Origin of the sequence: Hydrogenophaga sp. A37 (genome assembly GCF_002001205.1) — a bacterium.
Classification (GTDB): Bacteria; Pseudomonadota; Gammaproteobacteria; order Burkholderiales; family Burkholderiaceae_C; genus Hydrogenophaga.
Genome location: NZ_MUNZ01000061.1, coordinates 38,146 through 59,222, shown reverse-complemented (window position 1 = coordinate 59,222; position 21,077 = coordinate 38,146). Strand labels below are relative to the sequence as shown.

Annotated in this window: 19 protein-coding genes; 16 read left to right on the top strand and 3 right to left on the bottom strand. The window is 68.7% G+C overall.

Annotated features, from left to right (window positions below; genetic code table 11):
- The 11 genes from B0E41_RS03460 to B0E41_RS03410 all read left to right on the top strand — a co-directional run.
- On the top strand, positions 1–1,240 hold a 1,240-nt coding region (locus tag B0E41_RS03460; RefSeq protein ID WP_363350174.1), incomplete at its 5' end, for an ABC transporter substrate-binding protein.
- A gap of 13 nt (positions 1,241–1,253) precedes the next feature.
- Positions 1,254–2,966 (top strand): ABC transporter permease, encoded by a 1,713-nt coding sequence (locus tag B0E41_RS03455; RefSeq protein WP_253194587.1) that lies wholly within the window; start codon positions 1,254–1,256, stop codon positions 2,964–2,966.
- Positions 2,963–3,613: an ATP-binding cassette domain-containing protein gene (locus B0E41_RS03450; RefSeq protein WP_077328844.1), complete on the top strand. Its 651-nt coding sequence runs from the start codon at positions 2,963–2,965 to the stop codon at positions 3,611–3,613. The genes B0E41_RS03455 and B0E41_RS03450 overlap by 4 nt, the downstream gene beginning before the upstream one ends.
- A complete protein-coding gene (locus tag B0E41_RS03445; RefSeq protein ID WP_077328841.1) occupies positions 3,603–4,208 on the top strand; it encodes a CDP-alcohol phosphatidyltransferase family protein in 606 nt (201 codons plus the stop codon). The genes B0E41_RS03450 and B0E41_RS03445 overlap by 11 nt, the downstream gene beginning before the upstream one ends.
- A gap of 172 nt (positions 4,209–4,380) precedes the next feature.
- Positions 4,381–5,046 (top strand): chemotaxis protein, encoded by a 666-nt coding sequence (locus tag B0E41_RS03440; RefSeq protein ID WP_077328839.1) that lies wholly within the window; start codon positions 4,381–4,383, stop codon positions 5,044–5,046.
- 4 nt (positions 5,047–5,050) lie between these two features.
- The gene (locus B0E41_RS03435) at positions 5,051–5,533 is read left to right on the top strand and encodes a hypothetical protein (protein WP_077328836.1); all 483 of its coding nucleotides are present in this window, start codon (positions 5,051–5,053) and stop codon (positions 5,531–5,533) included.
- Positions 5,534–5,564: 31 nt separating this feature from the next.
- Positions 5,565–7,136: an extracellular solute-binding protein gene (locus B0E41_RS03430; RefSeq protein ID WP_077328833.1), complete on the top strand. Its 1,572-nt coding sequence runs from the start codon at positions 5,565–5,567 to the stop codon at positions 7,134–7,136.
- 40 nt (positions 7,137–7,176) lie between these two features.
- Positions 7,177–8,046, top strand: a complete 870-nt coding sequence (locus B0E41_RS03425) for a hypothetical protein (protein WP_077328831.1) — start codon at positions 7,177–7,179, stop codon at positions 8,044–8,046.
- A 42-nt stretch (positions 8,047–8,088) separates the two neighbouring features.
- Positions 8,089–8,799, top strand: a complete 711-nt coding sequence (locus tag B0E41_RS03420; protein WP_077328828.1) for a PspA/IM30 family protein — start codon at positions 8,089–8,091, stop codon at positions 8,797–8,799.
- A gap of 12 nt (positions 8,800–8,811) precedes the next feature.
- Entirely contained in the window at positions 8,812–10,653 is a 1,842-nt protein-coding gene (locus B0E41_RS03415) for an AAA family ATPase (RefSeq protein WP_077328826.1), read from the top strand.
- Positions 10,654–10,691: 38 nt separating this feature from the next.
- Entirely contained in the window at positions 10,692–11,144 is a 453-nt protein-coding gene (locus B0E41_RS03410; protein ID WP_077328823.1) for a TerB family tellurite resistance protein, read from the top strand.
- A gap of 19 nt (positions 11,145–11,163) precedes the next feature.
- Here the strand turns inward: B0E41_RS03410 and B0E41_RS03405 are convergent, their stop codons facing one another.
- Positions 11,164–11,820 (bottom strand): cation transporter, encoded by a 657-nt coding sequence (locus tag B0E41_RS03405; RefSeq protein WP_077328821.1) that lies wholly within the window; start codon positions 11,818–11,820, stop codon positions 11,164–11,166.
- Between the two features lie 83 nt (positions 11,821–11,903).
- Between B0E41_RS03405 and cadR the strand changes: the two genes are divergently transcribed.
- Positions 11,904–12,329 carry a Cd(II)/Pb(II)-responsive transcriptional regulator gene (gene cadR / locus B0E41_RS03400; RefSeq protein ID WP_077328819.1) on the top strand — a complete coding sequence of 142 codons (426 nt, stop codon included), beginning with the start codon at positions 11,904–11,906 and terminating at the stop codon, positions 12,327–12,329.
- A 24-nt stretch (positions 12,330–12,353) separates the two neighbouring features.
- Here the strand turns inward: cadR and B0E41_RS03395 are convergent, their stop codons facing one another.
- Together B0E41_RS03395 and B0E41_RS03390 are read right to left on the bottom strand one after the other, a co-directional pair.
- Positions 12,354–15,077: an HAD-IC family P-type ATPase gene (locus B0E41_RS03395; protein ID WP_077328817.1), complete on the bottom strand. Its 2,724-nt coding sequence runs from the start codon at positions 15,075–15,077 to the stop codon at positions 12,354–12,356.
- A gap of 45 nt (positions 15,078–15,122) precedes the next feature.
- Complete coding sequence (locus B0E41_RS03390; protein ID WP_077328815.1) at positions 15,123–15,884, bottom strand: YiiX/YebB-like N1pC/P60 family cysteine hydrolase; 762 nt, start codon at positions 15,882–15,884, stop codon at positions 15,123–15,125.
- Between the two features lie 64 nt (positions 15,885–15,948).
- Between B0E41_RS03390 and B0E41_RS03385 the strand changes: the two genes are divergently transcribed.
- The 4 genes from B0E41_RS03385 to B0E41_RS03370 all read left to right on the top strand — a co-directional run bounded on the left by B0E41_RS03385 (position 15,949) and on the right by B0E41_RS03370 (position 21,049).
- On the top strand, positions 15,949–18,111 hold the full coding sequence (locus B0E41_RS03385) for a bifunctional TVP38/TMEM64 family protein/FAD-dependent oxidoreductase (protein WP_253194585.1): 2,163 nt from the start codon (positions 15,949–15,951) through the stop codon (positions 18,109–18,111).
- 43 nt (positions 18,112–18,154) lie between these two features.
- The gene (locus B0E41_RS03380) at positions 18,155–18,970 is read left to right on the top strand and encodes a DUF547 domain-containing protein (RefSeq protein WP_077328813.1); all 816 of its coding nucleotides are present in this window, start codon (positions 18,155–18,157) and stop codon (positions 18,968–18,970) included.
- Positions 18,971–19,109: 139 nt separating this feature from the next.
- Complete coding sequence (locus B0E41_RS03375) at positions 19,110–19,865, top strand: DUF3047 domain-containing protein (protein WP_077328810.1); 756 nt, start codon at positions 19,110–19,112, stop codon at positions 19,863–19,865.
- A 26-nt stretch (positions 19,866–19,891) separates the two neighbouring features.
- The gene (locus B0E41_RS03370) at positions 19,892–21,049 is read left to right on the top strand and encodes an FAD-dependent oxidoreductase (RefSeq protein WP_077328807.1); all 1,158 of its coding nucleotides are present in this window, start codon (positions 19,892–19,894) and stop codon (positions 21,047–21,049) included.
- Positions 21,050–21,077 lie beyond the last annotated feature (28 nt).

Sequence of the window (21,077 nt, the reverse complement as noted above, 5' to 3'; positions counted from 1 at the left end):
CCCTTTGACGATGCCCACCCCCACACACGCCCTCACCCGCCGCCACCTCCTGCTCGCCGCTGGCGCCGCCACCGGCAGCGCACTGCCACCCGCCTGGGCGCAGACCGCTGCGGCCGCCTGGACCGACATCGAACGGGCCGCGCGTGGCCAGACCGTGTACTTCAACGCCTGGGCCGGCAGCGAGCCGATCAACGCCTACATCCAGTGGGCCGCGGGTGAGCTTCAGGCCACGCACGGTGTGAAGCTGGAACATGTGAAGGTCAGCGACGCGGCCGATGTGGTCAAACGCGTGCGCGCCGAGAAAACCGCTGGCCGCCAGCTCGGCGAAGGCACGGTGGACCTGATCTGGATCAACGGCGAGAACTTCGCCGCGATGAAACGCGACGGCCTGCTGGGCGCGCCCTTCGCCCAGACCCTGCCGAACTTCGCCCATGTGGACACCACCGGCAAGCCCACCACGCTGAACGATTTTTCCGTGCCCACCGACGGGCTGGAATCGCCCTGGGGCATGGCGCAACTCACCTTCTTTGCCGACAGCAAACGCCTGCCGCAACCACCGCAGAACACCGCCGAATTGCTGGCCCTGGCCCGCCAGCAGCCCGGCCGCATCAGCTACCCGCGCCCGCCCGCCTTCCACGGCACCACCTTCGTCAAGCAGGCGCTGCTGGAGCACACGCACGATGCCGCCACGCTGGCCCGTCCGTTCACCGCCGAGGCCTCTGCCGCCGTCACCGCGCCGCTGTGGGCCTACCTCGATGCGCTGCACCCCCACCTGTGGCGCGGTGGCAAGCAGTTCCCGGCCAACGCCGGCGCCATCCGCCAGATGGTGAGTGACGGCGAGCTGCTGCTGGCCATCACCTTCAACCCCAACGACGCGGCCAACGAGATCGTGGCCAAGCGCCTGCCCGCCACCGTGTACAGCTGGCAGTTCGCCAAAGGCACCGTGGGCAACACGCACTTCGTCGCCATCCCCTACAACGCCCAGGCCCGCGCCGGCGCGATGGTGGTCGCCAACTTCCTGCTTTCGCCCAAGGCCCAGGCACGCAAGGCCGACATCGCGCATTGGGGCGACCCCACGGTGCTGGACGTCAATCGTTTGCCCGTCGCCGAACGCGCATTGTTCAATGCCACGCCGCTGCCCGGCCAGGTGAAGCAGACCGCACCCGCGCTGCCCGAGCCGCATGCGTCGTGGGTTGATCCCCTGGAGAAGGAATGGACCCGCCGGTACGGTGGGACCTGACCCTCCGCAGTCCATGCGCCGTGTGGTCGCCGCCACCCTGCTGCTGATGGCGGCCCTGCCGCTGCTGGCCACAGCAGCGCTGGCGCTCGGTGCTTTGTTCGACGCCAGCGCCTGGGGCGCGCTCTGGCACGACCCGCAGTGGACACGTGCCCTGGCCTACAGCTTGTGGACCGGCCTGGCCTCCACCACGCTCGCCTGGTGGGGCGCCGCAGCGCTGCTGGCTCAAGGTTTCGTCCGGCAATCGCTCGATCGTTTGCTGCGCGGCCTGCCGGCGATGCTGGCCACGCCGCACGCGGCGTTTGCCATCGGCCTGGCGTTTCTGCTCGCCCCCAGCGGCTGGCTGCTGCGCGCGTTCTCGCCCTGGCTCACCGGCTTTGAATTCCCCCCCCCCTGGCCGACCACGCAAGATCCCTGGGGCCTGGGCCTGATCGCCGCGCTGACCGCCAAAGAAATCCCCTTCCTGCTCTGGACCGCCGCCACCCAGCTGCAGCGCGACGACCTGCGCCAGCGCTGGCGCGCCGAACACGCGTTGGCACAGACGCTGGGCTACAGCCCGCAGCGCGCGTACTGGCGCGTGGTCTGGCCGCAGTTGGCGCCGCGCCTGTTCTGGCCCCTGCTCGCGGTGCTGGCCTACGGCCTCACCGTCGTGGACGTGGCGCTGGTCATCGGCCCCGCCTCGCCCCCCACGCTGGCGGTGCTGGCCTGGCAGTGGCTGCAGGACGCCGATCTCACCACCAACGCGCAGGGGGCGGCGGCAGGGGGCGTGCTGGCCATCGTGGTGCTGGTGTGTGTGCTGGTCTGGCGTGCACTGCAAGCCATGGCCATGCGCGGCGCGCGCCAAGGCAACGGCGAGCGAGGCGCCTTGCCTGCCCTCCCCCAGGGTGAGGACAAGGGTGCAGGCCGACGCCATGTCTTACCCCCTCTCCCCCTGGGAGAGAGCAGGGGTGAGGGCCCGCGCGCCCACCCGCTTCCCCTGGCAGCCCTGTTGCTGGCAGGTCTATACGCCGCCATCCTGCTCACCCTCGCCGTCGGCAGCATCGCCGGTATCTGGCCCTTCCCCGCGCTCTGGCCCGAAGCGTTGACCGGCCAGGCCTGGCACAGCGTGTGGTCCAGCCGCAGCACCCTCGCCACCACGCTGCTCCTCGCGCTCTCATCCGCTGCGCTGGCGCTGGCCTGGTGCGTGGCCTGGCTAGAACTCGCCCCGCGCCACTGGGACAACACCCTGCGTCCCCTGCTCCACCTGCCGCTGGTGCTGCCCGCCGTGTTGTGGGTGGTGGGGATGTACAGCTTTGCGCTCACGCTGCGCATCGAAGGTCAGTGGTCCGGCTTGCTGTTCGCTCACACGCTGATGGTGCTGCCCTATGTGCTGATTGCGCTCTCACCCGCCTACCTCGGTTTTGATCCGCGCTGCGCAACGCTCAGCGCCAGCCTTGGTCACGGTCGCTGGCGCTTCTTGCTGAGCGTCAAATGGCCGCTGCTGCGCCGCGCGCTGGCCAGCAGCGCCGCCGTGGGCTTCGCGGTCAGCGTGGCGCAGTACCTGCCGACGCTCTATGTCGGTGCCGGCCGCTTCTCCAGCGTCACCACCGAAGCCGTCACGCTCGCAGCCGGTGCGCAGCGCTCGCTCACCAGCGCCTACGGGTGGCTGCAGTTTCTGCTGCCGGTGCTGGCCTTCGGCGTCGCCGCCTACTTGGGCAGGCCGCGCCGATTTAAAGTCGCCAACACATGACACTCTCGGTCCACATTGCCACCCTCGGCAGCGCGCAAGGCACGTTGGTGCGAGACCTGCGTTTCGAGGTGCGACCGGGCCAGATTCTCACGCTCATGGGTGCCAGCGGCAGCGGCAAAAGCTCGGTGCTCGCGGCCATCGCCGGCACGCTGGGCAGTGTGGCCGAAGGTGCGCAGGCGCTGCGCTGCACGGGCGCGGTCCGGCTCAACGGAGATGACATCACCCACCAGCCCACCGCCCAACGCGGCATCGGCCTGCTGTTCCAAGACGCCCTGCTCTTCGCCCACATGACCGTGGCCGAGAACCTGCTGTTCGCCGTGCCGCCCGGTCCACGCGCGCAGCGGCTGGCGCAGGTGCAGCAGGCGCTGGAAGAAGCGGGCCTGCAAGGCTACGGAGCGCGCGACCCGGCCACGCTCTCGGGTGGGCAGCGAGCCCGCGTCGCGCTGATGCGCGCCCTGCTCGCGAGTCCCAAAGCGCTGCTGCTCGACGAGCCTTTTTCCAAGCTCGACGCCACATTGCGCGACCAATTCCGCTCCTTCGTGTTCGAACACCTCCGCGAGCGCCACATCCCGGCCGTGCTGGTGACGCACGATGCGGCCGACATCGCCGACCCGGCCCTCGTCTTGGAGCTGGCCCATGCTGGATAAGGCCGTGCAACAGGCGCTGCGACCGCTCCTGTCGATGGCTGCGCGCGGCCTCGTGCGCTTGGGCGTGGGGGCCGATGCGATCAGCGTCGCCGGTTTCGCCATCGGCATGGCGGCGGCGGTGGCCATCGCCTTCCAGCAGTACCTGCCGGGTCTGGCGCTGCTGCTGCTCTCTCGCCTGATGGACGGGCTCGACGGCGCCGCGGCCCGCGCAACCCAGCCCACCGACCGGGGCGGCTTTCTCGACATCACGCTCGACTTCCTGTTCTACGCCGCCATCCCGCTGGCCTTTGCGCTGGCCGACCCGGCCGCCAACGCCCTGCCCGCTGCCGTGCTGCTGGCCAGCTTCATCGGCACCGGCAGCAGCTTCCTGGCCTTCGCGGCTGTGGCCGAGAAGCGGCAACTGCAGTCGGCGGCATTCCCGGACAAGAGCTTCTACTTTCTCGGCGGCCTGACCGAAGCGACGGAGACCATCACCGCCTTCGCCGCCATGTGCCTCTGGCCACAGTGGTTCCCCCACATTGCCTATGGCTTCGCGGTGCTGTGCGGCATCACGATCGTGTTGCGCATCGGCTGGGGCTGGCAGCGGTTCCGCTGAGCCCGCCCTTCCCGGCGGGCGAGATGGCGTCGGAGCCCGAATCCAGCCCTCAATCCGCTCCAGCGTTGCCGTAAACTCCCTGCGAGGTTCGCCCGGGCCGCCCAACGGCGCGTCCATCAGGGAACCCTTGTGCGGAGGCACTGCGTATGAACACCATGCTGGAGAACAAGACATGAAGGGCGTGATGGGCTTTCTGGAGAAGGCAGGGCTGGTGCGCATGGACACGTCCCACGACGACGCTGCGTCCCCAGCGCCGCCTGCCCCGGTTCCGGCAGAGGAGCCCGGCGTGGCGCCACCACCCGAAGCCACCATGCCGACCATCGGCACCCCCCTGAAACTCGACGACATCTACGCCCAGGCCGGCGTGCCGCCGTCGCTCTACCCCGCCGAGCGCCTGCTGCGGCTGATCGAGGGCCTGAGCGCGATGGACCCCGGCACCCGGTTGATGGCCATCCAGGCCATGGACGCGGCCGACGAGTCGTGGACCATCGAAGACCCGCTGGCCGACGCGCAAACCAAGGCCCAGGCGCTGTCGATGCACGCCGAGCTGCTGCAGCTCAACCTGCAGGCGCTGGAGCGCGACACGCTGGCGCGGATCGAGACCGTGACAGCCAAGCGCGACAAGGTGGTGGGCGACATCCGCCAGCAGATGTCTGAGCTCGACGCCCTGATGAACCGCGAGGTGGCCCGCGCCGCCCAGGACATCGCCCGCCAGGAAGCCCAGCTCCAGGCCGCCCGCGAACACACCGCCGGACAGCTCGCCAGCCTGTCGCAACTCGGCCAGCAATTGCAAAACCTCTCGGCGCAGTTCGGTGCGCCCGTCGCCCCCAAGGAATGACCCCATGGCCAGCTTGACCCCCCTTTCCAAAGGCCTGATCGGCCTCGCCGTGATCGGCGCCATGGCCTCGGCCGTGTGGAACTTCGCGCTCAAAGACGGCTTCGGCCCCGCAGAGCCTGCGTCCACCACGACCAACCCCAGCCCGACCCCATCGGAAACGCCCGCCAGCAGCGTGACCTCGACGCCGCCGAGCACGCCGCCGGCCCCCAGCGAAACGCCCGCGGCCGTCAGCAACAACGGCGCGTTCGGTCTGTCGCCGGCCGATCACGCAGCGCAAGGCCGCAAGCTCATGGAGAACGGCGATTTCGCCGAGGCGCGCTCCCATCTTGAGCAAGCGGTCAAGGGCGGCGACGCCGGTGCGGCCTGCCACCTGGGCGAGATGACGCTCAAGGGCCAGGGCGGCATCAAAGCCGACCAGGACGCCGCCGCCAAGCTCTTTCAGCTGGCCCAGTCCCGCAACACCATCTGTTTCGCGCCCGGCCAGTGAGCCTTCGCGCCGTCTGATTCAAAGGATTCCCATGAACCTCCGTCCCATTGCCCTCGCCACCGCCCTGTTGGGTGGTCTCTGGCTGTCGAGCACCGCCCAAGCCCAGGGCTTCGTCTTCGGCACCGCCGAGCCCAAAGCCCCCACCGCCGCACCGGCCGGTGCGCGCAACGCCAAGGTGGAATCGGCGCAGCGCCTGCTGGCCCGCCTCGGCCTGCTGCGCGAAACACCGTCTGGCACGCTGACCCCCGCCACGCTGGACGCCATGCGCGCCTTCGCCGCCCGCACCGGCACGGCACCCGCCAGCGAGGTCAACGACGCGCTGCTCAACGCCATCCGCCGCCACATCTGGACCAGCCAAAACTGGTCCAGCGGCAACTACAAAGGCAAAGAAAAGATCGTCGACGCGCAGGGCCTGCGCGAGGCTCAGATCCTGCTGGGCAAGCTGGGCTTCAACGCCGGCCCGCTGGACGGCACCTTCGGCCCGCAGACGCAGGTGGCCACCGAGGCCTTTCAGGAATCGCAGGGTGTGAGCGTGGATGGCCTGATCACCTCGACCGTGCTGATGAACCTGCGCCGTGCGGTGAACGGCGCGGGCGCAGGCGCCAAGGAAACGGTGCGGGTGCTCAACTGGCCCGACTACATCGAGCCCAGCGTGCTGCAGGACTTCGAGAAGGAATTCAACATCCGCGTGGTCTACGACATCTTCGCGGACAACGACGACCTGCAGGCCCGCCTGGGCGCAGGCGGCACGCCCTACGACGTGGTGTTCCCCACCGCCAACGCCGTGCCCGGCATGGCGGCCAAGGGCCTGCTCGGCAAACTCGACAAAGCCAGCCTCAAAAACCTGAACAACATCGACCCGCGCGTGGACGCGACCCTGCGCGCCTGGGACAAGGACGGCGCCTACAGCCTGCCCTACATGTGGTACACGGTCGGCATCGCCTGGAACCCCAAGCTCACCAGCAAGGCCTTCCCCGGCCACACCATGGACGCGCTCGCCACCGTGTTCGACCCGGCCATCGCCAAGCGCTTCCAGTCGTGTGGCATCGGCGTGGTCGATTCGGCGTCCGACGTGCTCCCGCTCGCGGCCATGGCCGGCGGACAACCCAAGTGGAATGGTCGCGCGTCCGTCGCGGCCGCCGAGAAGGTGATGGAGCGCCTCGTGGGCACGGTCAAAGTCATCCCCACCGACCAGTTCATCGACTCGCTGGCCAACGGCAAGATCTGTGTGGCCATCGGTTTCTCGGGCGATGCGGTGCAGGCCCAGACCAAGTCGCGCGGCGCGGTCGAGTACCGCGTGCCGGCCGACGGTGGACTGCTCGCCATCGACGCCATGGCGGTGCCGACCAACGCCAAAAACAAGCGCGGCGCGCACCAGTTCATCGACTACCTGATGCGGCCCCAGGTGATCGCCAAGGTGTCCAACACCGTGGGGTACGCCAACGCCAACCTCAAGGCCGGCGAATTCATGAGCGAGAGCGTGAAGAGCAACCCGGCCGTGGTGCCCAGCACCACCTCGCTGAGCCGCTCGTCGCCGATCCCGGTGCTGTCCGAGCAGGACGAACAGGAGATCAACCGCATCTGGTCGCGCTTCGCCAAATGAAAACGCCAGTGAATCCGCAAATGACACTGGCCCCACGACCTTGAGCGACAAGCCTTCCTACCTGGGCGCCTTCCTACGCCATCCCGCCAACCGCACCGCCTTGCTGGCGGCCGGCGTGGTGGCGATTTTTGCGTCCATCCCCATGGGCCTCGCGGGCCTGGCGCTGGTCGGCACGCTGGCGGCGGGCACCGAAATTTTGGCGGCGCTGATGGTGCCGAGCCTGCCGTCGTTCAAGGCCTGGGTGGACCGCGAGGCCCACCACCAGAGCCTCAGCCAGCGGCGCCAGTTGCTGATCGCCGAGCTGCGCGACCGCGGCGAGACCGACGCGCTCAGCACCTACCAGCACATGTGGGAGCGCGTGCAGGCGCTCTACCAGACAGCGGGCGACCGGCAAACCACACTGACGCGGCAGGACGTGGAAAAACTCGACACGCTCACGGTGGACTACCTCGGCCTCTGCGCGGTCAACGCCTCGCTGCGCCGGCGCAAAGACCACACCAGCGAAGACCAGGTGAACCGCCGCATCGCCAACGTCGAGGCGCAGCTGCGCAACCCCGCGCTGGGCGACGAAGAGGCGCGGCAGCTGCGCGCCACGCTCGCCGAATACACCGAGGTGCTGAACCGCTCGCGCCGCCTCGCGGTGCGGCGCAGCGCACTCGAAGCCACGCTGGTCGCCATGCCCGACAAGATGGAAGAGGTGTACCAGCTGGTGATCACCTCGCCTTACGCCACCGACATGGGCAGCAAGCTCGAAGACTCGCTCTCGCGCCTGCGCATCGCCGAAGAGGTGGCCGCCGAGTTCGACGACGCCGACCTTGCCACCTTCGGCCACAAGGCACCGCGCGCCAGCGCCTCGGGCAGCATGCCCAGCGCGGCCGTCCGCCAGGCCGCGCAACGCCAGAAAAACTGAACCCCACCCTCAACTCCCCCCGCTTTCAACCAGGAGCTTCCCATGGCCAACAACGCAATCTTCGCCCGCCTCGCCAACCTCTGGACCGGCTTCATCTCCCTCTGGGTCTCGGACATCGAGAAAGAGCACCCCGAGATCGCCTACCAGAACGCGATCGCTTCGATGATCCAGAAGTACACCCAGCTCAAGGCCGCCACCGGCGCCATCATCGCGCGCCGCCAGGACATCACCTCGCGCCTGGAAGCGCACGAGCGTGAACTCGCTGCCGTGACCAACGACCTGGAAGCGGCGATGGCCACCAACCAGGACGACCTCGCCGTGGTGCTGATTCAGAAGAAGAACACGCTGGACGCGGCGCTCACCGAGCTGCGCGCCGACGCGGCCCAGGCCACCGCCGACGCCGACAACGCCAAGGACTCGCTGATCCAGGTGAAGTCCGAGATCGACAAGCTCAAGGCCGAGAAAGAGCGCATGCTGGCGCAGATGCACAGCGCTCAAGCCCGCATCAAGATCCAGGGCCAGCTCGACGGTCTGTCGGTGGACGCCGAAGTGCAGGCACTGGGCGCCGTGCGCGACCACATCAAGGGCCAGGTGGCGCAGGCCAGCCTGGGCGCCGAACTGCAGAACTCCGACCTGGACGTGCGCCTCAACAAGCTGCGTCAGAGCAGCGGCAGCGTGACGGCCAAGGCCCAGCTCGAAGCCATGAAGCAGGCCCGCGCCGCCGCGCAGGCTGCGCCCACCAAAACACTCTGAGCCTCACAACGCATGAACGCACCCGCATCCCCCCGCCACGAGCTGCCGCGCTGGGCCGAGGTCCTGCGGCAGAAGTACCTGGCGGGCGAAGCGTCCACCTTCGTGCTCTACCGCAACGTCTTCGACAACTACCTGGTCGGTGACAAGCTGCACAACCTCGGCGCCTTCCTGGTCGAAGAGCTGTTCAAAGACACCAAGCAGCACGTGTGCGAGGTGAGCCTGGAGCGCGGCATCCGGGTGCTCTCGGGGACGAGCGAAGACAAGCAGCGCGCGCTGCTGCGCCAGGCCGAGGAAGGCACCGAGCCCGACCTGCTGGCCTCGCTGCATGCGCTGGAGCAGCGCATGCGCGCGCAGCCGTCCACCGCCGTCATCGTGCCCTACGCCGACGCGCTGCTGCCCGCCGGCGACCCGAGCTTCATGGCGCAGACCGACCGCCAGACCTACTTGGTGTTCCACCGCTGGTCGCTGGACCAGACGCTGACCCAGGGCGACAACATCGTCGTGCTGATCACCGAGTCGCTCAACGCGATCAACCCGGGCCTGCTGTCCAATCCCAAGGTGGCGGCGATTGAAATCCCCATGCCCGACCTGCCGCTGCGCAAAAAGGTCATTGGCTTTTTCGCGCCCAAGCTCAGCGAGCACCAGGTCGAGCTGTTCTCCGAGCGCACCAGCGGCCTGCGCACCGTGCAGCTCGCCAACATCCTGGCGGGCACCAAGGGCCATGGCCTGAGCGAGGCCGAGCGCCGCGCGCTGATCGGCAAGCTGCTTGAAGGCACGCCCGACGCGGTAGCCCGCGCCGACACGCTGGCCACCATCACCGCCGGCATGACGCCCGCCGAAATCACGCGCCTGATCGAGCCCGGCAAGACCCTGCCCGAGGGCGATGCCGACCAGGAGGTGCTCAAGGTCATCCACGCGCGCAAGCGCGAGATGATCGAGAAGGAGTGCGCGGGCCTGATCGAGTTCATCGAGCCCAAACACGGCCTCTCGTCGGTGGGCGGGCATGAGCACATCAAGCACGAGCTGATGGCCATCGCCAAGAACCTCAAGGCCGGCGAAACCACGCTGACACCCATGGGCCTGCTCGCGGTCGGCCCCATGGGCTCGGGCAAGACCTTCGTGATCAAGGCCTTCCTGAAAGAAGCGGGCCTGTCGGCCGTGGCGCTGAAGAACTTCCGCTCCAAGTGGGTCGGTTCCACCGAGGCCAACCTGGAGCGCGTGCTCGCCACCGTCAAGGCCATGGGCCCCATCGCCGTGATCATCGACGAAGGCGACCGCAGCTTCGGCAACGGCGGCGGCGAAGACAGCGACGGCGGCACCAGCTCGCGCGTGATCGCGCGGCTCAAAGAGTTCATGGCCGAGACCGAGAACCGCGGCCAGGTGCTGTTCGTGATGATGACCAACCGGCCCGACAAACTCGACAGCGACATCAAGCGCCCCGGCCGGCTCGACCGCAAGATCCCGTTCTTCTATTGCGACACCGCGGCCGAGCGCGTGCAGGTCTTGCAGGCCGTGCTCTCGCGCTACGAAGAGCCCTGTGTGGCGAGCATGGAAGAGTTGCTGACCCTGTGCGACACCCTGACCGGCTACTCCAACGCCGACCTCGAAGCGCTCTCGCTGCTGGCCGTGGAGCTGGCGCGCAACCAGGCCACGCCGCTGAACGCCGATGCACTGAATCAGGCCGCAGCCGACTTCATGCCACCGCAGGAGCGCGACATGATCGAGTTCATGGAGCTGCTCGCGGTGTCAGAGACTTCGCGCCGCTCCATGCTGCCCAAGCGCTACCGCGACATGGCCATCGCCGACATCCAGAGCAACCTGATCGCCGCCAAACGGCGCGCCTTGACCCGTTGATCCGCTGACCCGCAGACCCCCTACACAAGGAGCCTCCCATGCACCCGATCCAAGACCAGAACCTGAGCGCCACCCAGGTCATCCAGCTCACCCAGGCCATGTTGTCCGTGGCCCTGGTGGACGGCATCCACCCCGCCGAAGCGGCGCTGATCGGCCAGTTCTACGAGAACTCGCGCCAGGCCGACATGCCGACCACGGCGGCCATGCTGTCGGACACCCACAGCTTCGACGCCCAGGCCATGGCCGGTAGCCCGGCGGAAGTGGCCGACACCGTGGTGCTGATGTGCCTGATGACCGGCTACGCCGATGGTCAACTGAGCGCCGAAGAACGTGCCCTGGTGCAGTCCTACGCCACCGCCCTGAACGTGGACGCCGAGCGCTTCGAGGCGCTGCTGGGCCAGGTGCGCGACGAACTGATCGGCGCTCTCTCGCACCTGCCCGACGCCGAGTCGGTGGCCAACGTGGTGCGCGAACTCACCGCAGGCGGCTGAAGCCAAGGCCCCGGCCCGGTCAGTGGGTATGGCCTGGTGAATGCCCGTGGCCGTCATCGGCCCCCAGCTCACCACGCGCCTGGCGCCAGACCTGCCAGCCCCCGCGCACCGCCAGGGCCGCCATGAGCGTGGCCACCAGCAGGTCGGGCCAGGCGGTGCCGGTGCCCAACACCCCCAGCGCCGCGAGCATCACGGCGATGTTGCCGATGGCGTCGTTGCGGGTGCAGAGCCACACGCTGCGCATGTTGGCATCGCCTTCTCGAAAGGCGTAGAGCATCCAGGCCACGGCCAGGTTGGCGCCCAGCGCGAGCATGCCCACCAGGCCCATGGTCATGGCCTCGGGCACCTGGCCGCTCCACAGGCTCCAGAGCGCCCGGCCCAACACAAACAGACCAAACGCCACCATGCTGACCGCCTTCAACATGGCGGCGCGCGCGCGCCAGGCCAGCGCCGCCGAGAGCACCGCCAGCGACACACCGTAGTTCAGCGCGTCACCCCCGAAGTCGATGGCATCGGCCAGCAACGAGACCGAGCCCGAGCGGTAGCCTGCGGCCAGCTCCACCACCAGCATGGCCGCATTGACCAGCATCGCGACCCAGAGGATGCGGCGGTAACGCGGCAGGTTGACGAGGGCCGCAGGTTTCGGTGTGTCGTGTTCGCAGCAGTGGGCAGACATGGGGTTTTCCTTTCGAATGGTTTGATTGGAAACCCTGGAGCCGCTACAGTGTCAACACCCTTTCTCGAACACAGGTTTTCACCATGCGCATCAAGGAACTGAGCCAGGCCACGGGTGTGGACGTGGAGACGATCCGCTTCTACGAAAAGGAACGGCTGCTGCCCGCCCCGGCGCGCTCGGACAACGGCTACCGCGACTACGCAGGGCCGCACCTGGAGCGGCTGTCGTTCATCCGCCACTGCCGCGCGCTCGACATGCCCTTGTCAGACATCAAGCGCCTGCTGGCCTTCGTGGACGACCCGGCGCAGCACTGCCTCGACGTGGACCAGCTGGTGGACGAACAGCTCAGCCGTGTGCGGGCGCGGCTCAAAAGCATGCGCGCGCTGGAGCGGCAGCTGGTGCAGCTGCGTGCGCGATGCAAGGGTGAACACGAAGGCGGCGAGTGCGGCATCCTGCACGAGCTGGTGGCGGCGGCGCACGGCGAAGCCTGCGCATGCCACCCGGGCTGAGCGGCAGCACCGCTTCGGCGGTCCTCACATGCGCTGGATGCCCATCCGCCGCAGCACGGCCTTCTCCAGCTCCACCAACACAAACTTGCCGCTTGCCAGCGCGACGATCAGCGCCCACGACCAGGCGTCCAGCGCCGCCGTGCCAAACAGCGCCTGCATCGGCGACGCGTAGGTGAACAGGGCCTGCAGCACCAGCGTGACGGCGCAGGCCCAGACCGCGATGCGGTTGCCGGTGAGGGTCTCCCGGCGCCAGGCGCTGGCGGTGAAGTGGCGCACGTTGAAGAGGTAGAACACCTCGCTCATCACCAGCATGTTGACCACGGCGGTGCGCGCCACGTCGAGGCCGTTGCCGCGACCCAGCTCCCAGTGGTAGACCCAGAAGCACGCGCCCATCATGAGCAGGCTCACGTAGACCACGCGCATGAACAGCAGGCGCGTGATCAGCGGTTCGCTGGCCGGGCGCGGTGGGCGGCGCATCACGCCGTCTTCGGCGGGCTCAAAGGCGAGCGCCATGTCCAGCGTGATGCTGGTGACCATGTTGACCCACAGGATCTGCCCGGCCGTGACCGGCATGGCGAGGCCGGCGAACACGGCGATGAGGATCAGGCCCGCTTCGCCGCCGTTGGTGGGCAGGATGAAGAGCAGCGACTTCTTGATGTTGTCGAACACCGTGCGCCCCTCGCGCACCGCGATTGCTATTGCTGCGAAGTTGTCGTCGGTGAGCACGAGGTCGGCCGCTTCGCGCGCGGCGTCGGTGCCGCGCTGGCCCATGGCCACGCCGATGTCGGCCGCCTTGAGCGCGGGCGCGTCGTTCACGCCGTCGCCGGTCATGGCCACGAGCTGCCCACCGGCCTGCAGGTTGGCCACCAGGCGCAGCTTGTGTTCGGGGCTGGCGCGGGCGATCACGTCGGTCTGCGCCAGCCGCGCGCTCAGGGCCGCGTCGTCCAGCGTGTCGATTTCCGTGCCGCTGAGGGGCTGTCCGTCGCGCAGGCCCAGGCTGGCGCCGATGGCGGCGGCCGTGGTGGCGTGGTCGCCGGTGATCATGACCACGCGCACACCGGCCGCCTGGCACTCGGCCACCGCGGCCACGGCCTCGGGGCGCGGCGGGTCCATCAGGCCCACGAGCCCGAGCAGGGTGAAGCGCGGCGTGATGTCGCTGGTGGCCAGCTCGCGCGTGCCGGCGGGCAGCTCGCACTCGGCGAGCGCGAGCACGCGCTGGCCCTCGCCCGCAGCGGCGTCCATGCGCGCATGCCACGCGGCTTCGTCCAGCGCCCGGCCCGATGCGTCTTGCACGCACAGCGCCAGCACCTGCTCGGGCGCCCCCTTGAGCAGGGCGAACACGTGGCCCGCGTGGTCGTGGTGCAGCGTGGCCATGTAGCGCTGTTCGGATTCGAACGGGATGCTGTCGATGCGCGGCGTGCGCGCGGCCTCCTGCGCGGGGTCCAGCCCGGCCTTGCGCGCGAGCGTGATCAGCGCGCCCTCGGTGGGGTCGCCGGCCAGCGCCCAGCCGCCGGCCTCGCTGTGGTGCAACTGCGCGTCGTTGCACAGCAGGGCGCAGCGCGCGAGGCGCATCAGACCGTCGTTCTGTTCGGACTCGATGGCCTGGCCGTCCGCGTGGAAGCCACCCTCGGGCGCATAGCCGGCGCCGCTCACATCCACGCGCTGGCCCGGCAGCAACAGGCGCACGGCGGTCATTTCATTCTTGGTGAGCGTGCCGGTTTTGTCGGTGCAGATCACGCCCACCGAGCCCAGCGTTTCCACGGCGGGCAGGCGGCGCACGATGGCGCGCTGGCGGGCCATGGCGGCGGTGCCGATGGCGAGCGTGATGGTGACAATGGCGGGCAGGCCTTCGGGGATGGCGGCCACGGCCAGGCCGACCACGGCGAGAAAGATGTCCAGCGGCGGCAGGCCGCCCACCCGGCTGCCCCACAGAAACGTGGCCACGCTCACCAGCCCGATGAAGAAGGTGATCTGCCGCGCGAACTGGTCGAGCCGGCGCGTGAGCGGCGTGGCCAGGCTCTGCACCCCCGACACCAGGCGCCCGATGCGGCCGATCTCGGTGTGCCCGGCGGTGGCCACCACCAGGCCCGCGCCCTGTCCCACGGCCACCACCGTGCCGGCGTAGGCCATGCCGCCGCGCTCGGCCAACGGCGCTGCGTCGGCCACCGGTGCGGGGTCTTTGTCCACCGGGACAGATTCACCGGTGAGCGCTGATTCGTCGATGCGCAGGTTCTTGGCCGAGAGCAGGCGCAGGTCGGCCGGCACGCGGGTGCCGGACTCGATCAGCACCACGTCGCCGGGCACCAGCTCGGCCGCGTCGATCTCGTGGTGCTCGCCGTCGCGCAGCACCATGGCCCGGCTCGCCAACATGGCGTGCACGGCTTCGAGCGCGCGCTCGGCCTTGCCCTCCTGAATGAAACCGATCACCGCGTTGATCAGCACCACGCCGAAGATCACCGCCGCGTCCACGTAGTCGCCGAGCCAGACAGTGATGGCCGCCGCGGCCAGCAGGGTGTAGATCAGCAGGTTGTGGAACTGCCCGACGAAGCGGCGCAGCCCGCCGGGGCGCGGTGCGCCGCTCAGCCGGTTGGGGCCGTGTTGGGCCAGGCGTGTCGCGGCTTCAGCGCCCGTCAGACCCAGCGAAGAACTCTCCAGGTGGCGCAACACCTGGTCAGCCGCCTGCGCGTGCCAGTGCGACGGAAGGTCATCGGTGGCGGGCGGGGGCAAGGCATGGGTGTCGGGTCGCATGAACCCACCATAACCCGAAGGCCGTGACGCCCACCACCGATGCGGTCAAACTTCCAGCGTCGCCCTGGCCGAAGGCGACCATTCGAGCGCGTGGTGGTCAAAGCCCGCGGCCAGCGTGGGTTTGACCACCTCGAAATAGGGCGACACGTCGAAATCGCGCGGCGTGAACAGGCTGTGGTGGCGCACATGCAGCACCTGACGCACGCAGTCTGCGCAGCTCGGGTCGTCGGTCGCGGTCTCTTCGACGATCGGCAAGATGGGGTAGAGCACCGACTCGAAGGCCTGCGCAATCAGCGTGGAGCAGATGGCGCGCGTGGGGTCGCCGCTGCCGATGGACAGCAGACGCCGTCGCCAGCGCACCGGCACCGGCGGCGTCGGAAACAGGTAGCGGGCGAGGTCCAGGATGTTCTTCAGGTCGTAGCGGTGGCCGATGCGCTGCACCGCGAAGCGGCAGACCGCCTGTGCCTCATCGATGCGAAGGCTGGCGGGCCGGCAGATGCGGCAGTGCAGGCCCGCGTAGGTGCTCAGGGGCACGGCGCGCACGCCCTCGCGAATGTCCGCCTCCACCACCATCAGCGGGCCACCCGGCCGCAAAGGGCCGACGCAGAGCGCAGCGTGCGACCAGGTTGATTGCGTCAGGTACTTGATCGCGGTGCTCACGCGCGTGGTGCCCTCGACCAGCACCACATCGGCCGGGCGCAGCGCCGCGGCCAGCAGGCGCTGGTCGGTCGGAAAGCCGACGGCCGCCGACCGGCCCGGCTTGGACAAGTAGTGCGCCAGCGCACGCCCGATGGCTTGTCTGATCATCTTGTGCTCCCGGTGTAAGAATGTCGCAGCTTCGGCGACTCAACAACAACACAAAGGAACGGTCGTGGGCATCCGGAAAATCTTGTTGCTGCTCGTGGTTCTGCTGGGCATTGTGGCCTTCTTCGCTTTCGGTCTGGGCCGCTACTTCAGCCTCGACTTCCTCAAGGAAAGCCAGGCCACGTTCGCTGAACTTCGCGAGCAGCGGCCGCTGCAGCTGGCGCTGGGCTACTTTCTGGTCTATGTGGCGGTCACCGCGCTCTCGCTGCCCGGCGCCACCATCGTCACACTGGCCGGCGGCGCCATCTTCGGCCTGGGCTGGGGCCTGCTGATCGTGTCGTTCGCCTCCAGCATCGGCGCGACGCTGGCCTTTCTGACCGCGCGCTTCCTGCTGCGCGACAGCGTGCAAAGCCGCTTCGGCCAGCGCCTGGCCGACATGGACAAGGGCATCCAGAAAGACGGCGCGTTCTACCTGTTCACGCTGCGCCTGATCCCGGTCGTGCCCTTCTTCGTGATCAACCTGCTGATGGGCCTGACCAAGATGAAGGCCTGGACGTTTTACTGGGTCAGCCAGCTCGGCATGCTGGCGGGCACCGCCGTGTATGTGAATGCCGGCACGCAGCTCGGCCAGCTCGAATCGCTCCAGGGCATTCTCAGCCCCGGTCTGCTGGGCAGCTTTGTGCTGCTGGGCCTGTTCCCGCTGATCGCTCGCAAGATCGTCGAGGCGGTGCAGAAGCGCAAGGTGTACGCGCGATGGGCCAGCGTGCGCCCGGCCAAGTTCGACCGCAACCTGATCGTGATCGGCGCGGGCGCGGGCGGCCTGGTGTCGGCCTACATCGCCGCCGCCGTGAAGGCCCAGGTGACGCTGATCGAGGCGCACAAGATGGGCGGCGACTGCCTGAACTACGGCTGCGTGCCGAGCAAGGCGCTGATCAAGAGCGCCACGCTCGCGCACCAGATGCGCCACGGCGCGAACTACGGCTTGAACGATGCGACGCCCATCTTCAGCTTCAAGGCCGTGATGCAGCGCATCCACGACGTGATCGCCGCCATCGAGCCACACGACAGCATCGAGCGCTACACCGGCCTGGGCGTGGAGGTGCTGCAAGGCTATGCCAAGCTGGTGAACCCGTGGACGGTGGAGATCGCGCTGAACGGCGGTGGCACACAAACGCTCACCGCGCGCAGCATCGTGATCGCCGCCGGCGCCCGCCCCTTCGTGCCGCCGCTGCCGGGGCTCGATGAGGTGGGCTACGTGACCAGCGACACGCTGTGGGACGCGTTCGCAAAGCTCGACGAAGTACCGAAACGACTCGTGGTGCTGGGCGGCGGCCCGATTGGCTGCGAACTGGCGCAGGCTTTTGCGCGGCTGGGCGCGCAGGTGACGCAGGTGGAGATGGCGCCGCGCATCATGATCCGCGAAGACGAAGAGGTCTCGGCGCTCGCCAAGGCCTCGCTGGAAGCCGACGGCGTGGCGGTGCTCACCGGCCACAAGGCGCTGCGCTGCGAGCTCGTGAACGGCGAGAAGGCGCTGATCGTTGAACACGGCGGCGCCGAGAAGCACATCCCCTTCGACCAGCTCATCTGCGCCGTCGGCCGCGTGGCGCGGTTGACCGGCTACGGCCTCGAAGAACTGGGCATCCCGACGAACAAGACGGTGGAGACCAACGAGTACCTGCAGACCATCTACCCCAACATCTACGCCGCCGGCGACGTGGCCGGGCCCTACCAGTTCACCCACGTGGCCGCGCACCAGGCCTGGTACGCCGCGGTGAACGCGCTGTTCGGCGATTTCAAACGCTTCAAGGCCGACTACTCGGTGATCCCCTGGGCGACCTTCATCGCGCCCGAGGTCGCGCGCGTGGGGCTGAACGAGCAGGACGCCAAAGAAAAGAAGATCCCCTACGAGGTCACGAAGTACGGCATTGACGACCTCGACCGCGCCATCGCCGACAGCGAAGCGCACGGCTTCGTGAAGGTGCTCACCGTGCCGGGCAAGGACACCATCCTGGGCGTGACCATCGTCGGCACGCACGCGGGCGACCTGCTGGCCGAGTACGTGATGGCCATGAAACACAGCCTGGGCCTGAACAAGGTGCTCGGTACCATCCACACCTACCCCACGCTGGCCGAGGCCAACAAGTACGTGGCCGGTGAATGGAAGCGCGCGCACCAGCCAGAAAAGCTGCTGGCCTGGGTGAAGAAGTTTCACGACTGGCGCCGTGGTTGACCCATCGCTTGAACCTTGTGGGCCGAAACGGAGTCCATCTTTCATGAACACCCGCCGACGCTTCATCACGGCGCTCGCCGCTGCAGCCACCTTCGCCCCGCTCACCCTCCCCGCCCAGACCCCGTTTGACCACGGTTACGCCGCCTGGGACGCGCTGCTCAAAAAGCACGTGCACTGGCTGCCCGACGGCAAGCAGTCGCGCGCGAACTACAAGGGCTTCGCCACCGACCGCGCCGCGCTCAAGGCCGTGCTCGACACCTTCAGCGCCGTGCCCCGGGCCAGCTTCGACGGCTGGAGCAAACCCCAGCAGATGGCCTTTCTCATCAACGCCTACAACGCCTTCACGGTCGAACTCATCCTCACGAAATACCCCAACCTGAAGTCCATCAAAGACCTGGGTTCCTTCGTGCAGTCAGCCTGGAAGAAAAAGTTCTTCACCCTGCTCGGCGAACAGCGCCACCTCGACTGGATCGAACACGAACAGCTGCGCCCGCGCTACAACGAACCGCGCGTGCACGCCGCCGTCAACTGCGCCAGCGTCGGCTGCCCGGCGCTGCGCGACGAGGCCTTCACCGCCGCCAAGCTCGAAGCCCAGCTCGACGACGGCATGCGCCGCTTCCTGGGCGACCGCACGCGCAACCGCGTCAAGGGCAACCAGGTCGAGGTCAGCAGCATCTTCAAGTGGTTCCGCGAAGACTTCGAGCAGGGCCGCGGCGGCTTCAAGCAGGTGGAAGACGTGTTCGCGAAGCACGCCGAACAGCTGAGCGACCTGCCCGCCGAGCGGGCCGCGCTGAAGGCAAAGACGCTGGGCGTGGGCTTTCTCGACTATGACTGGTCACTCAATGACGCGGGCCGCTAGGATGAAACACCCCCCGCGCCGCTTCGCGTCACCCCCCAAGGGGCGGCACTGGCCGTCCGGCAAAGCCGGCCCGGCGGTGCCTCTGGGTGGCGTTGTTTCATGCGCAGCGGGTGGTGCTCCGGCGCAGTGGAAAACTGACATGCACCGCCTGCTGGCGCTCTGCGCGCTCATCCCGCTGGCCGCTGGCGCCCAAACGCTGCCGCCCTTGCTGCAGGCCGAGGGTGCGCTCAACCCCGACTGGCGCTTCGTCGGCTTCCCCAAGAAAAAGGCCGACCTGCCGGCCACCCAGTTCGACGCCGGCAAGGCAGACGAGCAGTCGGCACTCCGGGTGCTCACCGCCTCTTCCTACGGCGGCCTGGTGCACGACATGGACAACGTGCCCCCTGCCCGCCTGCGGTGGCGCTGGCGGCTGGACCAGCCGCTCTCGGGCGGCAAGACCGCGCCCGACCTCACCACCAAGGCCGGCGACGACGCAGCGCTCAAGGTCTGCGTGATGTTCAACCACCCACTGGAGCGCGTGCCCTTCGTCGAGCGCACCCTGCTGCGGCTGGCGCGCAGCGTGAGCGGCGAGCCCCTGCCGGCGGCCACGCTCTGCTACGTCTGGGACAGCGGCCACGTCGCCGGCCTGCAAGGCGCCAACCCCTACTCGCGCCGCATGCGCTACATCAGCCTGCGCGGCAGCGAAACCCCCACCGGCCAGTGGGTCGCGGAAAACCGCGACCTCGCGCAAGACTTCGTGGCCCTGTTTGCCGACGAGCTGCCCCAGGGCGCGCAGACCCCGCCAGCCGAGCTGCCCAAGGTCAACACCGTGCTGATCGGCGCGGACGGCGACAACACCGCCAGCAACAGCCTGGGCTGGGTGAGCGATCTGCACTGGGGCGCGACCGGCCCCTGAAGTCGCAACCCGTACCATCGGAGCCCATGCACCACGGAATCAACAAGCTCCTCCTGCTCGGCGCCGGCCATGCCCATGTGCAGGTGCTGGCCCGACTGGCGCAGAACCGCCCCGCCGACCTCGACGTCACCGTCCTCACGCCCTACCCCTACCAGACCTACAGCGGCATGACGCCCGGCCTGGTCGCGGGCCGCTACAGCGCCGAAGACTGCCAGATTCCCCTGGAGCCGCTGGTGAAGGCGGCCGGGGCCAAGTGGCTGCGGGGGCGCTGCACCGGGCTCGACGCCACCCAGCAGAAGGTGCAGCTCAGCCCCACCGGCAAAGGCCAGACGCTGCCGCCCGAGCTGCCCTACCAACTGCTGTCCATCGACACCGGCGCCGTCATCGACCGCACCCGGCTCGAAGCCGACATGCCCGGCGCCCCGGCACACGCCCTGATCGTGCGGCCCATTGAGGTTTTCGCCACCCTCTGGCCCCAGGTGATGGCCCAGGCCGTCCTGCGGCCACTCTCCATCGCGGTGGTCGGCGCCGGCGCGGCCGGCCTCGAGTTGCTGTTCGCGGCCGAACAGTGCCTGCGCCTGCACGGCGCCGCCGGGGCGCGCTTCACGCTCATCACTGGTGGCCCCGAACCCGCGGCGAACTACGCCCCCGGTGTTCAGCGGCGCGTGCTGCGCCGGCTGAAAGCGCTGGGCATCACCGTGCTGCGCGACACCTGCGTGGGCATGGACCACGGCGTGGTGCGGCTGGGCGGCGGCTCCGAACTGGCCTGCGACCTGCCCCTGCTCGCCATCGGCACCCACGCCCCCGCCTGGCTGCAAGGCAGCGGCCTGGCGCTGTCCGAGACCGGGTACGTGCTCGTCAACGAATACCAGCAAAGCAGCAGCCACCCCAACGTGTTCGCGGCCGGCGACGTGGCCACCCGGGCCGACGTGCCGCACCCCAAGAGCGGCGTCTACGCGGTGCGCGCCGGCCCGCCCCTGGCCGCCAACCTGCTGGCCGCCCACGAAGGCAGCGCGCTCAAACCGCACCACCCGCCCAAGAACACGCTCAACCTCCTGTCCTGCGGCGCCGGCCACGCCATTGCCAGCTGGGGCCCGCTGCACGCCGAGGGCGCCTGGGCCTGGGCATGGAAAGACCGGATTGATCGGGCGTTCATGGCGAAGTACACGGTGGGGGTGGGGTGAACATTGCATCAATGAGCAAAAAATGCCA

Excerpts from the sequence above, each read along its gene's own strand:
- B0E41_RS03415 (WP_077328826.1), top strand. The coding sequence starts at position 8,812 with ATGAACGCACCCGCATCCCCCCGCCACGAGCTGCCGCGCTGGGCCGAG.
- B0E41_RS03375 (WP_077328810.1), top strand. The coding sequence starts at position 19,110 with ATGCACCGCCTGCTGGCGCTCTGCGCGCTCATCCCGCTGGCCGCTGGC.
- cadR (WP_077328819.1), top strand. The coding sequence starts at position 11,904 with ATGCGCATCAAGGAACTGAGCCAGGCCACGGGTGTGGACGTGGAGACG.
- B0E41_RS03430 (WP_077328833.1), top strand. The coding sequence starts at position 5,565 with ATGAACCTCCGTCCCATTGCCCTCGCCACCGCCCTGTTGGGTGGTCTC.
- B0E41_RS03390 (WP_077328815.1), bottom strand. The coding sequence starts at position 15,884 with ATGATCAGACAAGCCATCGGGCGTGCGCTGGCGCACTACTTGTCCAAG.
- B0E41_RS03435 (WP_077328836.1), top strand. The coding sequence starts at position 5,051 with ATGGCCAGCTTGACCCCCCTTTCCAAAGGCCTGATCGGCCTCGCCGTG.
- B0E41_RS03380 (WP_077328813.1), top strand. The coding sequence starts at position 18,155 with ATGAACACCCGCCGACGCTTCATCACGGCGCTCGCCGCTGCAGCCACC.
- B0E41_RS03405 (WP_077328821.1), bottom strand. The coding sequence starts at position 11,820 with ATGTCTGCCCACTGCTGCGAACACGACACACCGAAACCTGCGGCCCTC.
- B0E41_RS03420 (WP_077328828.1), top strand. The coding sequence starts at position 8,089 with ATGGCCAACAACGCAATCTTCGCCCGCCTCGCCAACCTCTGGACCGGC.
- B0E41_RS03395 (WP_077328817.1), bottom strand. The coding sequence starts at position 15,077 with ATGCGACCCGACACCCATGCCTTGCCCCCGCCCGCCACCGATGACCTT.
- B0E41_RS03370 (WP_077328807.1), top strand. The coding sequence starts at position 19,892 with ATGCACCACGGAATCAACAAGCTCCTCCTGCTCGGCGCCGGCCATGCC.
- B0E41_RS03440 (WP_077328839.1), top strand. The coding sequence starts at position 4,381 with ATGAAGGGCGTGATGGGCTTTCTGGAGAAGGCAGGGCTGGTGCGCATG.
- B0E41_RS03455 (WP_253194587.1), top strand. The coding sequence starts at position 1,254 with ATGCGCCGTGTGGTCGCCGCCACCCTGCTGCTGATGGCGGCCCTGCCG.
- B0E41_RS03450 (WP_077328844.1), top strand. The coding sequence starts at position 2,963 with ATGACACTCTCGGTCCACATTGCCACCCTCGGCAGCGCGCAAGGCACG.
- B0E41_RS03445 (WP_077328841.1), top strand. The coding sequence starts at position 3,603 with ATGCTGGATAAGGCCGTGCAACAGGCGCTGCGACCGCTCCTGTCGATG.
- B0E41_RS03410 (WP_077328823.1), top strand. The coding sequence starts at position 10,692 with ATGCACCCGATCCAAGACCAGAACCTGAGCGCCACCCAGGTCATCCAG.